This is a genomic window from Flavobacterium omnivorum (assembly GCF_900099915.1).
Lineage (GTDB): Bacteria > Bacteroidota > Bacteroidia > Flavobacteriales > Flavobacteriaceae > Flavobacterium > Flavobacterium omnivorum.
Map to the genome: position 1 here is coordinate 206,959 of NZ_FNDB01000002.1, position 18,448 is coordinate 225,406.

Annotated in this window: 16 protein-coding genes; 8 read left to right on the forward strand and 8 right to left on the reverse strand. The window is 35.1% G+C overall.

Going from position 1 to position 18,448, the window contains the following annotated elements; all coding sequences use genetic code 11:
* Positions 1-102: 102 nt before the first annotated feature.
* The gene (gene carB, locus BLS90_RS03030) at positions 103-2,955 is read right to left on the reverse strand and encodes a carbamoyl-phosphate synthase large subunit (protein ID WP_091255107.1); all 2,853 of its coding nucleotides are present in this window, start codon (positions 2,953-2,955) and stop codon (positions 103-105) included.
* 157 nt (positions 2,956-3,112) lie between these two features.
* The gene (gene rpmH / locus BLS90_RS03035) at positions 3,113-3,274 is read right to left on the reverse strand and encodes a 50S ribosomal protein L34 (RefSeq protein ID WP_007136275.1); all 162 of its coding nucleotides are present in this window, start codon (positions 3,272-3,274) and stop codon (positions 3,113-3,115) included.
* Positions 3,275-3,437: 163 nt separating this feature from the next.
* On the opposite strand from rpmH, the gene BLS90_RS03040 reads away from it, so the two are divergent.
* On the forward strand, positions 3,438-3,953 hold the full coding sequence (locus tag BLS90_RS03040; protein ID WP_091255108.1) for a hypothetical protein: 516 nt from the start codon (positions 3,438-3,440) through the stop codon (positions 3,951-3,953).
* A 62-nt stretch (positions 3,954-4,015) separates the two neighbouring features.
* Here BLS90_RS03040 and BLS90_RS03045 read toward each other — a convergent pair whose 3' ends face one another.
* Together BLS90_RS03045 and BLS90_RS03050 are read right to left on the reverse strand one after the other, a co-directional pair.
* Positions 4,016-4,930, reverse strand: coding sequence for a lytic transglycosylase domain-containing protein (locus BLS90_RS03045; RefSeq protein ID WP_091255109.1), 915 nt, complete (start codon positions 4,928-4,930; stop codon positions 4,016-4,018).
* A gap of 55 nt (positions 4,931-4,985) precedes the next feature.
* The gene (locus tag BLS90_RS03050) at positions 4,986-5,642 is read right to left on the reverse strand and encodes an alpha/beta hydrolase (RefSeq protein ID WP_091255419.1); all 657 of its coding nucleotides are present in this window, start codon (positions 5,640-5,642) and stop codon (positions 4,986-4,988) included.
* Between the two features lie 113 nt (positions 5,643-5,755).
* Here BLS90_RS03050 and BLS90_RS03055 point away from each other — a divergent pair, with 113 nt between their 5' ends.
* Together BLS90_RS03055 and BLS90_RS03060 are read left to right on the forward strand one after the other, a co-directional pair.
* The gene (locus tag BLS90_RS03055; protein WP_091255111.1) at positions 5,756-6,472 is read left to right on the forward strand and encodes a pirin family protein; all 717 of its coding nucleotides are present in this window, start codon (positions 5,756-5,758) and stop codon (positions 6,470-6,472) included.
* A 29-nt stretch (positions 6,473-6,501) separates the two neighbouring features.
* Positions 6,502-6,786 (forward strand): GNAT family N-acetyltransferase, encoded by a 285-nt coding sequence (locus BLS90_RS03060; RefSeq protein WP_091255421.1) that lies wholly within the window; start codon positions 6,502-6,504, stop codon positions 6,784-6,786.
* Positions 6,787-6,842: 56 nt separating this feature from the next.
* Here BLS90_RS03060 and BLS90_RS03065 read toward each other — a convergent pair whose 3' ends face one another.
* Both BLS90_RS03065 and BLS90_RS03070 read right to left on the reverse strand, forming a co-directional pair.
* Positions 6,843-8,477 carry an ABC-F family ATP-binding cassette domain-containing protein gene (locus tag BLS90_RS03065; protein ID WP_091255423.1) on the reverse strand — a complete coding sequence of 545 codons (1,635 nt, stop codon included), beginning with the start codon at positions 8,475-8,477 and terminating at the stop codon, positions 6,843-6,845.
* A 170-nt stretch (positions 8,478-8,647) separates the two neighbouring features.
* Entirely contained in the window at positions 8,648-10,111 is a 1,464-nt protein-coding gene (locus BLS90_RS03070) for an alanine/glycine:cation symporter family protein (protein ID WP_091255112.1), read from the reverse strand.
* A gap of 354 nt (positions 10,112-10,465) precedes the next feature.
* Between BLS90_RS03070 and BLS90_RS03075 the strand changes: the two genes are divergently transcribed.
* Positions 10,466-10,999: a murein L,D-transpeptidase catalytic domain-containing protein gene (locus BLS90_RS03075; protein WP_091255113.1), complete on the forward strand. Its 534-nt coding sequence runs from the start codon at positions 10,466-10,468 to the stop codon at positions 10,997-10,999.
* Between the two features lie 76 nt (positions 11,000-11,075).
* Here BLS90_RS03075 and BLS90_RS03080 read toward each other — a convergent pair whose 3' ends face one another.
* Together BLS90_RS03080 and BLS90_RS03085 are read right to left on the reverse strand one after the other, a co-directional pair.
* A complete protein-coding gene (locus tag BLS90_RS03080) occupies positions 11,076-12,251 on the reverse strand; it encodes a GlmU family protein (RefSeq protein WP_091255114.1) in 1,176 nt (391 codons plus the stop codon).
* A gap of 162 nt (positions 12,252-12,413) precedes the next feature.
* A complete protein-coding gene (locus BLS90_RS03085) occupies positions 12,414-12,665 on the reverse strand; it encodes a type B 50S ribosomal protein L31 (RefSeq protein ID WP_066077760.1) in 252 nt (83 codons plus the stop codon).
* A 241-nt stretch (positions 12,666-12,906) separates the two neighbouring features.
* On the opposite strand from BLS90_RS03085, the gene BLS90_RS03090 reads away from it, so the two are divergent.
* The 4 genes from BLS90_RS03090 to BLS90_RS03105 all read left to right on the forward strand — a co-directional run bounded on the left by BLS90_RS03090 (position 12,907) and on the right by BLS90_RS03105 (position 18,432).
* A complete protein-coding gene (locus BLS90_RS03090; RefSeq protein ID WP_091255117.1) occupies positions 12,907-13,437 on the forward strand; it encodes a DUF4199 domain-containing protein in 531 nt (176 codons plus the stop codon).
* Between the two features lie 6 nt (positions 13,438-13,443).
* The gene (locus tag BLS90_RS03095) at positions 13,444-14,403 is read left to right on the forward strand and encodes a glycosyltransferase family 2 protein (RefSeq protein WP_091255126.1); all 960 of its coding nucleotides are present in this window, start codon (positions 13,444-13,446) and stop codon (positions 14,401-14,403) included.
* 472 nt (positions 14,404-14,875) lie between these two features.
* Positions 14,876-16,603, forward strand: a complete 1,728-nt coding sequence (locus BLS90_RS03100) for a phospho-sugar mutase (protein ID WP_091255130.1) — start codon at positions 14,876-14,878, stop codon at positions 16,601-16,603.
* On the forward strand, positions 16,603-18,432 hold the full coding sequence (locus BLS90_RS03105; RefSeq protein ID WP_091255132.1) for an ABC transporter ATP-binding protein: 1,830 nt from the start codon (positions 16,603-16,605) through the stop codon (positions 18,430-18,432). Before BLS90_RS03100 ends, BLS90_RS03105 begins: the two co-directional genes overlap by 1 nt.
* Positions 18,433-18,448: the final 16 nt, after the last annotated feature.

Here is an 18,448-nt window from a genome sequence, read left to right on the forward strand (position 1 = left end):
ATGTCTCCGACTTTGGGCCCACAACAATAGACCACTAATACAAAACATAATCCCACAAAAAAAACCCCAATCGGGGCTTTTTACATATAACAAATTCAAGTTTTATTTACTCAAATACATTTTCCTTCTGGAGTACAATTCATAGAACTGATCGTCTTTCAAGTCATCAATAAACAAGATGCTTTCGCCTGTTGATTTCATTTCTGGCCCCAATGCTTTATTGACATTGTGGAACTTACTGAAGGAGAAAACTGGTTGTTTGATGGCATATCCTTTCAATTGTGGGTTAAAAGTAAAATCGGTTACTTTATTGTGACCTAGCATTACTTTAGTCGCATAGTTTACATACGGTTCGCCATAGGCTTTGGCAATAAACGGCACCGTACGAGACGCTCTAGGATTCGCTTCAATGATATAAACGATATCATCTTTTATCGCAAACTGAATGTTGATTAAACCAACGGTTCTCAAAGCCAAAGCAATATTTTTGGTATGATCTTTTATTTGTTGCATCACAAATTCACCTAAGTTAAACGGCGGTAAAGTTGCGTTACTATCACCAGAGTGCACACCGCAAGGTTCGATGTGCTCCATAATTCCTATGATGTATACATTTTCGCCATCGCAAATCGCATCGGCTTCGGCTTCTATCGCACCATCAAGATAATGATCTAAAAGCAATTTATTTCCTGGAATCGTTTTCAACAAATTGATCACGTGTTCTTCCAGTTCTTGCTTGTTGATTACAATTTTCATTCCCTGACCTCCCAACACATACGAAGGACGAATCAGTAAAGGAAAGTCTAACGTGTCAGCCAAAGCGGAAGCTTCATCAGCTGTTTCAGCAATTCCAAATTGTGGGAAAGGAATCTTCAATTCGGTTAACAATTCTGAGAAACGTCCTCTGTCTTCAGCTAAATCCAAAGCGTCAAAGCTCGTTCCTATAATTTTAATCCCGTATTTAGATAATTTCTCCGCCAATTTTAGAGCCGTTTGACCTCCTAATTGCACGACTACACCTTCTGGTTTTTCATGTTGGATAATATCGTAAATATGTTCCCAGAAAACCGGTTCGAAATACAATTTATCCGCTGTATCAAAATCAGTCGAAACCGTTTCTGGATTACAGTTGATCATGATGGTTTCGTAGCCACATTCTTTGGCGGCAAGCACCCCATGAACGCAAGAGTAATCAAATTCTATTCCTTGTCCAATTCTATTTGGGCCTGACCCAAGAACAATTATTTTCTTTTTATCCGTTACTACGCTTTCGTTATCCACGTAACGCGTACCATCCGCTTTTTCTATTTCGGCTTCAAAAGTAGAGTAGTAATACGGCGTTTTTGCTTTAAATTCAGCCGCACAAGTATCAACCAGTTTGAACACACGATTGATGTTCATTGTAGTTCGTAACGTATGCACTTGACTTTCTAGACAACCCATCATGTGTGCAATTTGTCTGTCGGCAAAACCTTTTTGTTTCGCTTCGAGCAAAAGTTCTCTTGGGACAGTATCTACTTTATAGTTTGAAATCTCTTTCTCTAATGTATACAGTTCTTCGTATTGTTTCAAGAACCACATATCGATTTTAGTAATTTCATGAATGCGACTCAATGGAATTCCAAGGGCGATGGCATCATAAATCACAAAAACACGATCCCAACTAGCAAAAGTCAGTTTCTCAATAATTTGTTCGTAGTTGGTATATCCTTTTCCGTCCGCTCCTAAACCATTTCTTTTGATTTCTAGGGATTGAGTTGCTTTGTGCAAGGCTTCTTGGAACGAGCGTCCAATCCCCATTACTTCACCAACTGATTTCATTTGAAGTCCTAACGTTCTGTCAGCACCTTCGAATTTATCAAAGTTCCAACGGGGTATTTTCACAATCACATAATCCAAAGTTGGTTCGAATAAAGCCGAAGTTGATTTGGTGATTTGGTTTTGCAATTCATCTAAATTGTAACCCAAAGCTAATTTTGACGCAATTTTTGCAATAGGATAACCCGTTGCTTTTGATGCCAAAGCGGAGGAACGTGACACACGAGGATTGATTTCGATAGCAACAATATCTTCTTTATCATCTGGCGAAACGGCAAACTGTACATTGCAACCTCCTGCAAAATTTCCGATGCTTCGCATCATCAAGATAGCATAATCGCGCATTCTTTGAAAAGTGCGATCCGATAATGTCATTGCTGGCGCAACCGTAATGGAATCTCCCGTATGAATTCCCATTGGATCCATATTTTCGATCGAACAGATAATCACAACGTTGTCGTTTTTATCTCTCAAAAGTTCCAACTCATATTCTTTCCAACCCATTAAAGCTTTATCAATCAACACCTCATGAATAGGCGATGCTTCTAAACCTCTAGTCAAAAGTTCATCAAAATCTTCCTTTTTATAAACAATTGCTGCTCCGGTTCCTCCTAAAGTAAACGAAGGACGAATTACTAACGGGAAACCAAATTCCTGTGCTATTTCTTTTCCTCTAAGGTAAGAAGTACATATTTCAGCTGGCGCGGAGGGAACACCTATTTTTTTAAGCAATTGTTTGAACTGCTCTCTGTCTTCGGTAATATTAATGGCGTTTACATCTACCCCGATTAATTTCACTCCAAAATCAGCCCAAATTCCTTTTTCGTCTGCTTCCAAACACAAGTTCAAAGCCGTTTGTCCGCCCATTGTAGGCAAAACGGCATCGATTTGAGGATGTGCTTTAAGGATTTCGATAATCGATTTAGTAGTTAAGGGCTTCAAATAAATATGATCGGCCATGGATGGGTCGGTCATAATGGTTGCTGGATTGGAATTGATTAGGATAACTTCAATTCCTTCCTCACGGATAGAACGAGCAGATTGTGATCCCGCATAATCAAATTCACATGCTTGACCAATAACAATAGGACCTGAACCTATTATTAAAACTGATTTTATGGATGTATCTTTTGGCATTGTATAAGTAGTATTGTGTTGTGTAGTTATTATTTCAAGAGACTAAAGTTATGGAAATCAAATCTTTTACTTGTAAATCTCCCTCTTTTTTTAACGAATAGGTATAAAAAAAGGCGATACTAAAAAAAGTAACGCCTTATTTATGTTTATACAAACATTATTTTTTGTGTCTTGGTTCGCAAGAAACAGTCAATTTATGTCTTCCTTTAGCTCTTCTTCTAGCAAGAACTTTTCTTCCATTCGCAGAAGCCATTCTGTCCATAAATCCGTGCTTATTTCTTCTTTTTCTTTTCGATGGTTGAAACGTTCTTTTGCTCATTGCTTTGTATCTTTAAAATCTTATTTATATGTCTTCTTATTTCGAATAACCGTTATTCTAAAACCGAGTGCAAATATACAAAGACTTTTTTTTCTCACAAGCAGTTTTGTAAAAATATTTTCAATTCATTTTACTATCTTTGTGATCTTAAAATAAACACACTATGTTTCACAGAAATATTAAACTTATTATCGCCGGACTTATTATCCTTACTAGCATTTGGCAATTTACAGAAAGTAATATTGGTAACGGAATATTCCTCGTACTATTAAGTGCAATTCCTATTTTCCTTTACTTCAAAAATGAATTCATCTTATTGGCGTTCTTAAAACTTAGAAAACAAGATTTTGAAGGCGCTAAAAAATGGTTGGCTTACATCAAAAACCCAGAAACGGCTTTAATTCAAAAACAACAAGGCTATTTTAATTACTTACACGGAATCATGTTATCTCAAACGAATATCAATCAAGCAGAGAAATATTTCAAGAAAGCGATTGAACTTGGGCTGTCCATGGACATGGACTTGGCTGTAGCCAAATTAAACCTAGCCGGTGTTGCCATGACGCGTCGTCGCAAACTGGAAGCAACCTCCCTACTGAATGAAGCAAAAAAATTAGACAAGCAAAATATGTTGAAAGATCAAATTACAATGATGAAAGATCAAATGAAAAAGATATAATTTTTTACACTTCTAGAAAAGGGCCAAATGATACTCATTTGGCCCTTTTCTAGTTTTCATCATTAATATCCTTTTAAAGGAATTTCTATTTGATACGTTTTACCCGTGGCATTGATTAGCTTGGTTTCCCTAAGCCAAGGATTATGTATTTTTAAAATTTTATAATTAATCCCCTGTCTTTTTGCAAAAGCGACTAGATTAGTAATGGGATAATCTATTGTAACTTTTTTCGTCGGAATCATTTCATACTTATCCTCTTTATTGACTTCGAAACCAAATTTAGATGGGTTCTTCATAATTTCTTTAAGCGCCATTATTCGGAACAAGTAACGACCTGTTTCCTCATTCATATACAAATCATAATAATTTGCTTGTTTTTGGAAATCTAATAATTTTTTAATTCCAACCAATCCTCTATTATAGGAAGCGGCAGCTAATGTCCAAGAACCAAATTTTGCTTTAGCATTCAAAAGAAAATTGCAGGCTGCCTGTGTTGATTTTTCAAGATGATAGCGCTCATCTACATTCGTATTTACTTCCAAACCTATTTCCCTAGCGGTTTCCGGCATAAATTGCCATACGCCTCTTGCCCCAGCCTTTGATACAACATTTACTAATCCACTTTCTATAACTGCTAGATATTTAAAATCATCTGGAATTCCATTTTTCCTAAGAATGGGCTCTATTACTGGGAAAGCTCGATTGGCTCTTTTCAAGGCCAGAATCGTGTACGAATGGTAATTGGTATTCACTATTAATTCTCTATCAAATCGCTCTTTTACATCTGCAATTTTCAAAGGAGCCTCTTCACCAGCAAAGTCAATTTTTTCTGGAAAATAATGCATTGTTGCTACTTTCTTAACAATCTCTTTTTGAACTAATTCTGTATTAGGTTTCTTGCATGAAGCACTAAAGATCAACACCCCCCCTACCAAACACCGAACTGCGATAGTACTTACTATTTTAATTTTTCTCATTTTATTAGTTTAGCTGTTATTAATAAAAAAAAAACAGCTTGTTTAAATTTTTCTTCTAACTTTCAATAATGCCTGGTAAATTCGTATTAAACCATCTGTATTTATTTAAAACCATAATATGCGTTCCTCCTTTTACAACGATGCAATTCTTAATATTTTTTATAGGAAAAACATCATCCATATCACCATGAATATGAATTACGGTTTCATCGACAACAGTTCTGTCCCATAAAACTACTTGTTCTACTGCCCAGTTTAAGTAGCGAATATCGCGAACGGAAAGAAATTTTTGATATAGTTTTAATCTTTGATTCACTTTCTCCCCAAAAGAAAATTTAGCAAGAGATTCAATATTGGCGATTAAGCGCAAAGGAATTAACTTATAGGCTTTAGTAGTTTTAGCAATTTTCAGTCTGCGTGGAAATTCTGCATTACTTCTTACACTTGAAACAATAATAACCTTGCGAGCGGCACTATATTTAGCCATTTCTTGAACCAAAATTCCTCCAAATGAAACTCCAATTAAAACCGGATTTTCATGTTTGATTTTAGTGGCAATCCGCTTTGCATACTTCGTCAAAGATTCATTGTCTAGTGGAATTTCCCACTCTAATAAGTGTGTTTCAAATGTTTCTTTTGGCAGGACGATCCGCTCAAAAATAGTTGCACTTGCCGCCAAACCTGGCATTAAATAAACATGGATTTTACTCATAATTGTTTTAACGATTTTATAACAATATTCCACTTTTTTATAGCGAATTTTGTATAAAATTAATTTTTTTATCGGTAACCCTCCCATTATTTACTTTATATTATCAATAATTTATGACAACACAACTCTTCACATCAAATACCAGAGGCACGGCTGATTTTGGTTGGCTTAAAGCCAATTTCTCCTTTTCATTTGGAAATTATTTTAATCCTGAGCGACAACAATTTGGTATGTTACGTGTTTTAAATGACGATACTATTGCGGGCGGAACAGGTTTTGGTACCCATGCACACGCCAATATGGAAATTATTACAATCCCACTTGAAGGTGGTTTGAAGCACCGCGACAGTATGGGAAACGAAGGGATAATTGGCTTTGGGGAAGTTCAAGTAATGAGTGCCGGTTCCGGAGTAGAACATTCTGAAATGAATGCCAGTCAGAAAGAAGAGGCAAAAACATTACAGCTATGGGTATTTCCTGACACAGAAAACGTGACACCAAGATACGACCAGAAATCATTTGATATTGAAAATCAAATCAATACCTTTGTAAACATCGTTTCGCCAAAGGATCAAAATGACGGCAATGCACTTTGGGTTTACCAGAAAACCTTTTTCCACTTGGGAATTTTCGATAGCGACACCAATTCGGCCTACACGGTCCGAATTCCTGAAAATGGTGTTTACTTATTTTTAATCGAAGGCGAAATAGAAATTGACACCCAAGTTTTGAAGGCAAGAGATGCCATGGGAATAACTAATTTTGAAAACTTTAAAATCAAAATTATTTCCAAATCAAAGATACTTTTGGTAGAGGTACCAATGAAATAAAGTTAATTATTATGGATTCAGTAATCCCTATGGAAATCACAGACAATACTTTTGCAAGACAATTTGAAACTACAGTAGATGAAGGATTAGTTTCGGTTGAATATTCATTCCAAGAGAAGAAAATATTTTTAACTAAAATAAATGTTCCAGAATCATTCGAAAATGAAGAATTCATCTCTAGTTTCCTAAAAAACATTATGGAAATTGCTACAGAACGAAAATTCAAAGTAGTTCCTATTCTTCCAAAAATAGTAGTATTTTTCAAAAAAAACCCTATTTATAAAGAGTTACTTCCTCCTGGAATAAGGCTATAAAAAAATGAGGCTGCATTTTAAAGTGCAGCCTCATTCTAATTTAGAATTTAAATATACTATTTCTCGATCTCTTTCATGCTATCCATTTTCTTGTGTGCCAAGAAGCCAGTAATATCTTCAAAATGTTCTACTACTCTTTTGTTTCCAAATTCAAACACTTTAGTCGCCAGTCCGTCTAGGAAATCTCTATCGTGTGAAACCAAAATTAAAGTTCCGTCAAAATCTCGCAAGGCATCTTTGATAATGTCTTTAGTTTTCATGTCTAAGTGATTCGATGGTTCATCTAGAATCAATAAATTAACTGGTTCCAATAATAATTTTATCATCGCTAAACGGGTTTTCTCTCCACCGGAAAGCACTTTTACTTTTTTGGTCACATCATCACCCTGAAACATAAAAGCGCCTAAAATATCTTTGATTTTGGTACGAACATCTCCAACAGCAATATCATCAATCGTTTCAAAAATAGTGGCGTTTTCATTTAATAAAGAAGCTTGATTTTGCGCAAAATAACCAATTTGTGCATTATGACCAATTTCTAAACTACCACCATTGATTTCAATCTCTTTCATGATTGCTTTAATCATCGTCGATTTTCCTTCTCCATTTTTCCCTACAAAAGCTACTTTTTCTCCTCTTTCAATAACGATATTGGCATCTTTGAAGACCACATGATCTCCGTAAGATTTTGATAAATCTTTCACAATTACCGGATATTGTCCCGACCGTACTGCTGGCGGAAATTTTAATTTTAATGCCGAAGTATCTACTTCATCAACCTGAACTATAACCAATTTTTCTAACATTTTGACACGCGATTGCACCGCATCTGTTTTAGAAAATGTTCCTTTGAAACGATCAATAAAAGTTCGGTTGTCTGCAATCATACGTTGTTGTTCATCGTATGCTTTTTGCTGATGAATACGTCTGTCTTTTCGCAATTCTAGATAATGAGAATACTTTGCTTTATAATCATAGATTCTTCCCATTGTTACCTCAATCGTTCTGTTGGTAATATTATCTACAAAAGTTTTATCGTGAGAAATGACCACAACTGCTTTGGCCGAATTAATCAAGAAATCTTCTAACCACTGAATACTTTCAATATCCATGTGATTAGTAGGCTCATCTAGCAAAATTAAATCTGGTTTTTGCAGAAGGATTTTGGCCAACTCAATTCGCATTCTCCAACCTCCTGAAAACTCAGAAGTCTGTCTGTTAAAATCTTCCCGTTCAAAACCCAAACCAACTAAAATCTTCTCTACTTCAGCCTCATAATTGACCTCCTCAATCGCGTAGAATTTCTCACTTAAATCAGAAACCCGTTCGATTAATTTCATGTAAGCATCACTTTCATAATCGGTACGAATGGTCAATTGCTCATTAATTTCATCAATCTCCGCTTTCATTCCAAAAATTTCTCCAAAGGCCTTCGACGTTTCTTCCATCACTGTAGCACCGTCCGTAGTTAATAAATGTTGGGGCAAATAAGCTACTATAGCATCTTTTGGAGCCGAAATATTTCCTGTTGAAGGTTTGCTTTGCCCTGCAATTATTTTAAGAAGCGTTGATTTACCAGCTCCATTTTTGCCCATAAGGGCAATTTTATCATTTTCATTAATAGCAAAAGAAACATCACTAAAAAGCGTTGTACCACCAAATTGTACTGAAATATCGTTAACTGTAATCATTGAATTGTTGATTTGTAGATTCGGCTGTTCGTTACGCTGAAAACCGATTTGTTTTAAAAAGTGCAAAGATAGATTAATTAAGTAATTGGTTTACTAAAAAATAAGAGCTTCTAGAAAACAGAATAAATTCTGATTTCTAGAAGCTCTTACAGCGCATGTATACTAAAGGACTACTCTTCTTTCTTTTTATTTATTGTATTCCAAATATGGGCATTTGACACCCCAATATCTTCTGGATGAAAAATAGGATTTAGTCCTGCTTTTCTTTGTTTTTCGTAATCCTTCAAAGCTAACAATGCTGGTTTTTGTAAAAGAAGAATGGCAATAATATTGAACCAAGCCATTAATCCCACTCCTAAATCACCAATATTCCAAGCTAATTTTGCTTGATTAATTGAGCCATACATAATCACTATCATCATAAACACTTTAAGTACATGAGTAAAAATAGGAGATTTAAAATTCCTAGTCAAATACGAAATGTTTGTCTCAGCAATGTAGTAGTACGCCAGTAGAGTCGTAAAAGCGAAGAAAAACAGTGCAATAGCAACGAAATAAGAACCAAAACCAGGCAAAACACTATCCATTGCTGTTTGTGTAAATCCGGGACCAGCCGATACATTTTGTGCTCCTTGATACAAATAGTTAGTAGCTCCATCAGGACCTGATACGGGATTCAGCACATTATATTTTCCCGTAATCAACAACATAAATCCAGTAGCTGAACATACTAGTAAAGTATCAATATAAACCGAAAAGGACTGAACTAACCCTTGCTTAGTAGGATGCGAAACATTTGCTGCAGCAGCAATATGTGGTGCTGTACCCTGACCTGCTTCATTAGAATAAATTCCTCTCTTTACCCCCCACTGGATTGCTAAACCAAAAACTGCTCCAAAACCAGCTTCCATATTGAAAGCACTTTTAAAAACTAAGGCGATTACACCAGGAAGCTTATCAATATCAATTGCTATAATAATCAGTACAATAACAATGTAAGCGATCGCCATTATCGGAACGACAAATTCGGTGAATTTTGCGATTCTTTTTACACCACCAAAAACGATAGCACCAAATATCAAAGCCACCGCTAACCCTGACTTCCAAGTCTCAATTTCAAATGCATTCTGTATCCCGTCTGCAACAGAATTAGCTTGAACACCCGGCAACAAGACTCCTGCAGAAACAATTGAAACTATCGCAAACAAGACGCCAAACCATTTTACACCTAAACCCCGCTCAATGTAAAAAGCAGGTCCTCCGCGAAATTCCCCCAAATGCTTTTCCTTATAAATTTGGGCTAATGTAGCCTCAACAAAAGCTGTACTTGCTCCAAAAAAAGCCACCATCCACATCCAAAATAAGGCTCCAGGCCCTCCAAAAGCTATTGCAGTAGCAACCCCTGCAATGTTTCCCGTACCTACTCTGCCTGCTAAAGACATTGATAAAGCCTGAAAAGATGAAACTCCAGACTCTGAACTCTTACCGTCAAACAATAACCTAAACATCTCTTTAACATGACGTATCTGTAAAAAACGCGTTCTTAAAGAAAAATATAACCCAGTCCCCAAACACAAAATAATTAATGCATTACTCCATACAATACCATTTAAAATCCCAATAATCTCTTCCATAAATCTTTTATATTTAATAATCTAAACTGAGTAAATCGTACTTGTTTTCTAATTATTTTCATAAAAATAAAACATTAAGCCTCAAAAAACTAACTCCGAAGCACTTAAAAGCCTTTTGAGAATACAATTGACGAACAATCAATCCTTAATAAATCACAAAATAGAGTACAATAAAAGTATTATTTTATAGTTTGGTATTTGAAATACAGGTATTTGCATAATCAAAAACCTAAAAAGAAAGTTACCGAATTTCGCAGATGTTTATTTTTGCGAGTATGGCGTAGACTATGATGCTGATGACATGCTGATCAAACGCAATTGAAGAAATAAGAGAAACCATTTAAAAACGGAGAAATGAAAAAAAAACTAACTATACTTCTTTTATGCAGTTTCCATTTTATTGTTGCGCAAGGCAACCAAGAAATTGTAAAGAAAGCTTACGAAATACAGACAAAATGGGGTTTTAAGGCTAAAAATAAAAACATTATAACCTTAATTGATTTTTCAAAATCAATAGAGGAGGCAAGACTTTATGTTATTGATTTAAAAAATAGTAAAATACTACTTGAAAGCAATGTAGACCATGGTTCAGGCTCTGGAACAGGAATGACACCTCATTCTTTTAGTAATAATGTAGGAAGCAACGCAACCTCGCTGGGATGTTATGTAACCTTGCAGACGTACAAAGGAATCTGGGGATATTCGTTAAAACTAAACGGATTAGAAAATGATAAAAATTCTAATGCCTTAAAAAGAAACATTGTAGTTCATTCCTCAAAACGCATGTATAGCAAATTCAGTTCCGGCTGTTTCTCTGTTCCTGATAAAAATTCCAATATACTGATTGACCTGATAAAAGACGGTTCGCTTGTATATGCTTACCAATAAATCACTCATTTACTCTTTTCTATAAACAACAAAAGCCTCTAAATTGAGGCTTTTGTCTTATTATTAAATGCAGAAACTACTCTTTCCTCCACCTTTTAGATTCCTCAAAAACATGTTCTAAAATAGCCGCTTCTCTTACATCGAATTCCACATTTCTGCGACCCATTACTAATCGGGCGGTTTCAAAAGCCTTTTTGGTGATATACGTCGTAAAACCAGCAGCTCCTCCCCAAGAAAAACTTGGCACAAAATTACGGGGAAAACCGCTGCCAAAAATATTAGCGCTCACTCCTACTACTGTTCCCGTATTGAACATGGTGTTAATTCCACATTTACTGTGGTCTCCCATCATCAAGCCACAAAACTGAAGTCCTGTTTTTGCAAATCCTTCGGTTTCATAACTCCACAATTTTACTTCTTCGTAATTATTTTTTAGATTCGAATTATTACTGTCGGCACCTATGTTACACCACTCCCCCAGAACAGAATTTCCTAGGAATCCGTCATGACCTTTATTGGAGTAGCCAAACAAAACCGAATTATTAACTTCACCGCCTATTCTGGAATGTGGACCAACGGTTGTAGCTCCATATACCTTAGATGCCATTTTTACTTGCGCATTTTCGCACAAGGCAAAAGGACCTCTGATAACAGATCCTTCCATGATTTCAGCATCTCTGCCGATATAGATCGGACCCATCGATGCGTTTAAAGTAACAAATTCTAACTTTGCACCTTCTTCTATGAAAATATTTTCAGGAGCAATTACGTTAACACTTTTTGGAATGGGCTGTGATCTTCTATCCTCTATTAAATATTCAAAATCTTCTCGAATTGCTGCATCATTCTTAGCAAAAATATCCCATGTATTTTGAACTGTCAAACAGTCCTCATTAAATTCTATAATCTCGTAAGTATCAAAATCTACCTCTTCCTGCTCTTCATTGGTATAAAAAGCAATTACTTCATCTCCCTTAAAAATAGCTTGATTTGGTTCTAGATTACTTACCATTTCGACCAAAATATCGTTTGGAAGAAAAGAAGCATTTATCATTACATTCGTTTCTAATTCTACCATTGGAAACTTTTCAGACAAATATTCTTCTGTTAATGTAGTTGTGGTAGATCCCAAACGCATTTCCCATTTTTGACGAATCGTCATAATTCCAATAAGAATATCAGCAACTGGACGCGTGAACGTAAAAGGCAATAAGGCGTTTCTAGATGGTCCGTCAAAAAGTATGTAATTCATAAAATTGTTTATTTGTTGATTCGGTTATTTGTTGATTAAAAATGATTTCAAACAACTTCCCTTTTTATAATATTGACTTCAAAGTTACAAAGTTTTCAAATAAATAAAATAAAAAAGCCCTCCAAAAAGGAAGGCTTTGATGTATTTAAAAACAAGCTTTTATTATTTAGCGTGTTTCGCGTATTTAGTTTTGAACTTGTCAATACGTCCTGCAGTATCGATAAGTTTAGATTTACCTGTGTAAAAAGGGTGAGATGTTCTAGAGATCTCCATTTTTACAACTGGGTATTCAACACCATCAACTGTTAATGTTTCTCTTGTATCTGCAGTAGATTTAGTGATAAAAACTTCGTCATTTGACATGTCTTTAAATGCAACTAATCTGTAATTTTCTGGGTGAATTCCTTTTTTCATCTTGTTAATCTTTTTTTATTTGTTAATTATAAGTTGTCTTGAAGCTTTTCTTCTAACAGAAAAGGTATAAACACCTCATAACTTTTTGTTTTACACTATTATTTTGAGTTTGCAAATTTACAATTATTTTTCAATAAACAAATCTTTGAAACACTTTTTTTATATAATTGTAAAAACCGATTTTTAGCTCTGAATATATTGGGAATTGTTATATTTGTCGACTAATTCTAAAACAACCAAAATGATCAACGAAATTATTAAAAAGAATGGAATAACCTTTGGAGTAGCAATCGGAATTGTTTCTGCATTAATTACAGCAACAATATACGCTATTGATTTAAATTTGTTCACTTCTTGGTGGATTGGCGTTTTGAGTATTTTAACTTATCTTGTTCTGGGAATTGTCTTGCTTTCTAAAACAAAAAGAGAACTGAACGGTATTTTCTCTTTCAAAGATGCTTTTACAACGTACTTCATAGCCATACTAATAGGTATATTGATTTCTACTCTTTTTAATATTCTTTTATTTAATTTCATTGATCCTTCAGCTAAAGATACTTTAAATGAATTAATGATTAAGTACACTGTAAATATGATGCAGAAGTTTGGAACACCAGCATCAGCCATTAATGAAGCCATAGCTAAATTAAAAGAAAACAGTCCTTATTCTACTGTAGAATTACTTAAAGGTTCTGTTTTTAGTATTGTTTTCAGTTCAATTTTTGGTTTAATTTTGGCGGCATTCTTTAAAAGCAAATCCACACAAGAATAAAAATTAATGAATTTATCTATACTCATACCGCTTCTTAATGAAGAGGAATCGCTTAGTGAACTTTACAATTGGATCATCAAAGTGATGCAATCTCATAATTACACCTACGAAATCATTTTTCTGGATGATGGAAGTACGGATAATTCATGGAATATAATTGAAGGATTTGCCGTTGAAAACTTAAATGTAAAAGGCGTTCGGTTCATGAAAAATTTTGGCAAATCACAGGCATTGCATGCTGGTTTTGCAAAAGCCCAAGGTGATGTCATTATAACCATGGATGCCGATTTACAAGACAGTCCAGAGGAAATTCCAGGATTATACGATATGATTATCAACGGGAAATATGATTTAGTTTCCGGTTGGAAAAAAAAGCGCTACGACTCCGTGGTGGCAAAAAACTTGCCTTCGAAATTATTTAATTGGGCGGCGAGAAAAACATCTGGCGTGGAATTGAATGATTTCAATTGCGGATTGAAAGCATATAAAAATATTGTTGTAAAAAACATTGAGGTTTCAGGCGAAATGCACCGATACATTCCAGTTTTGGCAAAAAATGCCGGTTTTGGAAAAATTGGCGAAAAAGTAGTACAGCATCAAGCTCGCAAATATGGTGAAACTAAATTTGGTATGGAACGTTTCATTAATGGATTCTTGGATTTAATTACCATTTGGTTTCTGTCTCGTTTTGGCAAAAGACCGATGCACCTTTTTGGCGCTATGGGTTCCCTCATGTTTATCATTGGATTTGTGCTTGCTGGATATATTGGCGTTTCTAAATTGTACCACATGTACAATGACATGCGCTATAGTCTGGTAACGAATAATCCTTGGTTTTTTATTGCATTGACCACGATGATTTTGGGAACACAACTATTTTTGGCTGGTTTTCTAGGTGAAATCATTTTGCGAACAAAAAATAATGAAGAGCGTTATAAAGTTTCGAGTGAAGTTAATTTTTTATAATTTAGACTTCTTGGTAGAAGGTACTTATATAAAAAACAGCTCCCTTATGATTTCAGGTTTGAAGTCACTGAAATAAAGTTTACTAGTATGAGGTCGCAAATTGTGACCTCAAACGAAGTAGAATTAAGATATAAGACCTCTTCCCTTACTGAAAACGGAGAGATAAATTTTTTGAGTGCCGTAAACAGCAATAAGGCACTTAGGAATTGAAAATCATTTTCCAGATATTTATGAAGCCGTAAATTATCTTGAAGATAAATATGTTGATGCAAAAATCGATACCGAAAGAAATAAAATTGGTTGCAAAAAATAATTTTCTATCACCTACTAACTAGCCCTGATAGCAGTGAAAATCCTTTTTATGCTGGGGTTCAGCATAAAAGATTGTAACGAATAGCAGGATTAAGCTCCAAAAAAAAACAATTGGATTTAAATTTAAACTCCGAATTTAGAAACTAAAAAAAAATACAGCATGGAAATCAAACAAAACATTTTAGATGCAGTAAATGAGTGGTTAACACCAACATTTGATACCGCTACACAGGAAGCGATTAAAGAATTAATGACTACCTCTCCAAAAGATCTAGAGGAGAGTTTTTACAAAAATCTTGAATTTGGAACCGGCGGAATGCGTGGTATTATGGGCGTGGGAAACAATCGTATCAATAAATATACATTGGGAAAAAGCACGCAAGGACTTTCAGATTATATGCACACTGCCTTTCCTAACCAGCCTTTAAAAGCCGTTATTGCTTATGATTGTCGTCACAATAGTGATACGTTGGCCAAATTAGTTGCGGATGTTTTTAGTGCTAATGGTGTTGAAGTGTATTTATTTTCCGACATGAGACCTACTCCAGAATTGTCCTTTGCTGTGAAACATTTGGGTTGCCAGTGCGGGATTGTGCTTACGGCATCACATAATCCGCCTGAATATAACGGATACAAAGTATACTGGCAAGATGGTGGACAAATCGTACCGCCAGAAGACGAAGGCATCATCAATGTTATTGAAAATTTAAATTACAATCAGATTAAATTTAATGCAAATGAAAATTTGATTCATTATATTGATACCGAAATTGACGAAGCTTTTATCAAATCTACAATTGAAAATGCAAGTTTTGGTACTTCGGTTGAAGCCAAAAAGAATCTGAATATTGTTTTCACCTCTTTGCACGGCACTTCTATAAAATTAGTACCTGATACTTTATCGCAAGCGGGTTATACTAATGTGAATATTGTAGAAGAACAACGAGTGCCTAATGGGGACTTCCCGACCGTTAAATCTCCAAATCCTGAAGAGCCAGAAGCATTGACAATGGCTTTGGCCTTGGCAGACAAAACCAATTCGGATATTGTAATTGGAACTGATCCTGATTGTGATAGATTGGGTGTTGCGGTTAGAAATAACGAAGGCAAAATGACCTTACTGAACGGAAATCAAACTATGATTTTGATGACTGCCTTTCTACTGGAACAATGGAAACAAGCAGGAAAAATCAATGGCAAACAATTTGTAGGTTCTACAATCGTTTCGACCCCGATGATGATGGAATTGGCAACAAACTACGATGTGGAATGCAAAGTGGGATTGACCGGTTTTAAATGGATTGCCAAAATGATTAAGGATTTTCCTGAGTTAGAATTCATAGGCGGTGGCGAAGAAAGTTTTGGATACATGGTTGGTGATGCTGTACGTGATAAGGATGCTGTTGCGGCTACTTTATTGATTTGCGAATTAGCGGCTCAAGCCAAAGCAAAAGGAAGTACCGTTTATAAAGAACTCCTTAAATTGTATGTTGATAATGGATTTTACAAAGAACATTTGGTTTCATTGACTAAAAAAGGAATGGACGGTTTACAAGAAATCAATCAGATGATGATTGACATGAGAGAAAATCCAATGAAAGAAATTAACGGCCAACGTGTTATTATGCTAGAAGATTATCAATCCTCAATCGCTAAAAACTTATTGGATGGAACCGAATCAACAATGGTCATTCCAAAATCGAATGTATTGATTTATTACACAGAAGACGGCTCAAAAATATGTGCCAGACCAAGTGGAACGGAGCCAAAAATTAAATTCTATATCAGCGTAAATACCGAACTGGATGCTGTAGAAGATTTTGAAGAGGTAGAAGCTGATCTAGACAACAAGATCAAAAACATAATTACTGCAATGCAATTGAACTAATGGATGCAAACATAAAAAAATTATTTCCTTTTACTAAGCCGTATCAGTCCCATATTACTTGGAATGTGATTTACAACATATTGTATGCGTTGTTTAGCACTATTTCTATGTTGACTCTGTTTCCAGTTTTACAGGTACTTTTTGGAAAAACAGAAAAAGTATTAGCTCAGCCTGTATATGCAGGAATAGGAAGTATTAAAGAATACGTAATTGACTATTTGAATTACAAAATTTCAAGTTTATCGGCAGGAGAAAGTACTGAAATCGTATTACTGTTTGTTGTAGCAATGGTTATTACCACATTTTTTATTAAAAATTTATTCAACTATTTAGCTTCCTATCATATCATGCATCTTAAAAACGGCGTTTTGAAAGATTTGAGACAGTCGATGTATGATAAAATTATTGAGTTGCCCATTTCATACTATTCGGAGAAACGAAAAGGAGATATGATGGCGCGCATGCTAGGTGATGTCAATGAGGTTCAAAATTCCTTTTTTTCAATCTTAGAATTAGTAGTTAAAGAGCCTTTAACTATCATTTTTGCTTTAGGGATGATGTTTGCCATCAGTACGAAATTAACTTTATTTGTCTTGATATTCATGCCGATTTCGGGATATATTATTTCAAAATTAGCGAAGAACTTAAGAGCACAATCATTGGAAGCCCAGAAAGAAAGTGGATCACTCATATCAGTTGTGGAGGAAACGTTAGGCGGACTTAAAGTTATAAAAAGTTACAATGCTGAACCTTCTTTTAAAAGTAGATTTAACGATTCAGTGACGCGATTATTGAATTTAACGAACAGTATAGGAAGCCGCAACAACTTGGCTACGCCATTAAGCGAATTTCTGGGTGTAACTACTATTGCCATTTTACTTTTTTACGGAGGTCTTTTAGTTTTAAATGACAAAACATTAGATGGAGCCTCTTTTATTGTCTATTTGACATTAGCGTTTAACATCCTTACTCCGGCAAAAGCGATTTCAAAAGCATCGTATTCAGTGAAAAATGGGTTGGCCGCTGCAGAACGTGTTTTTGAAGTATTAGATGTAAAAAACGAAATCACCTCTAAAGAAAATGCGATTCAAAAAAACACGTTTGAATCAGATATTACTATTAAAAACATCAACTTTAAATATGAAGACGAAAACGTGCTAAAGAACTTTTCGCTTCAAGTTAAAAAAGGACAAACAGTTGCACTTGTAGGACAATCTGGTAGTGGAAAAAGTACAATTGCTAATTTATTGACCCGTTTTTATGATGTCAATGAAGGAACAATCGCTATTGACGGGACGAATATCCAAGATCTAGACTTGCAGTCACTTCGTGGATTAATGGGATTAGTTACACAGGATAGTATTTTATTTAATGACACGATAAAAGCAAATATTTCATTAGGAAAATTAAACGCTACCGATGACGAAATTATCGAGGCGTTGAAAATTGCCAATGCTTATGAATTTGTAAAAGACTTGCCAAAAGGAATTCATACCAATATTGGCGACAGCGGTAACAAACTTTCTGGTGGTCAGAAACAACGTTTATCTATTGCGCGTGCAGTATTGAAAAATCCTCCAATTATGATTTTAGATGAAGCGACCTCAGCACTAGATACCGAAAGCGAAAAATTTGTTCAAATCGCTTTAGAAAACATGATGCAAAACAGAACTTCGATTGTAATCGCGCACCGATTATCTACAATTCAAAAAGCAGATGTAATTGTTGTAATGCAAAAAGGTAAAATAGTAGAGCAAGGAAACCACGAAGAGCTAATCGCTTTAAATGGTGTATATAATAAATTAGTCACTCTTCAATCTTTTGAGTAGCAGAGAGATTTAGGAA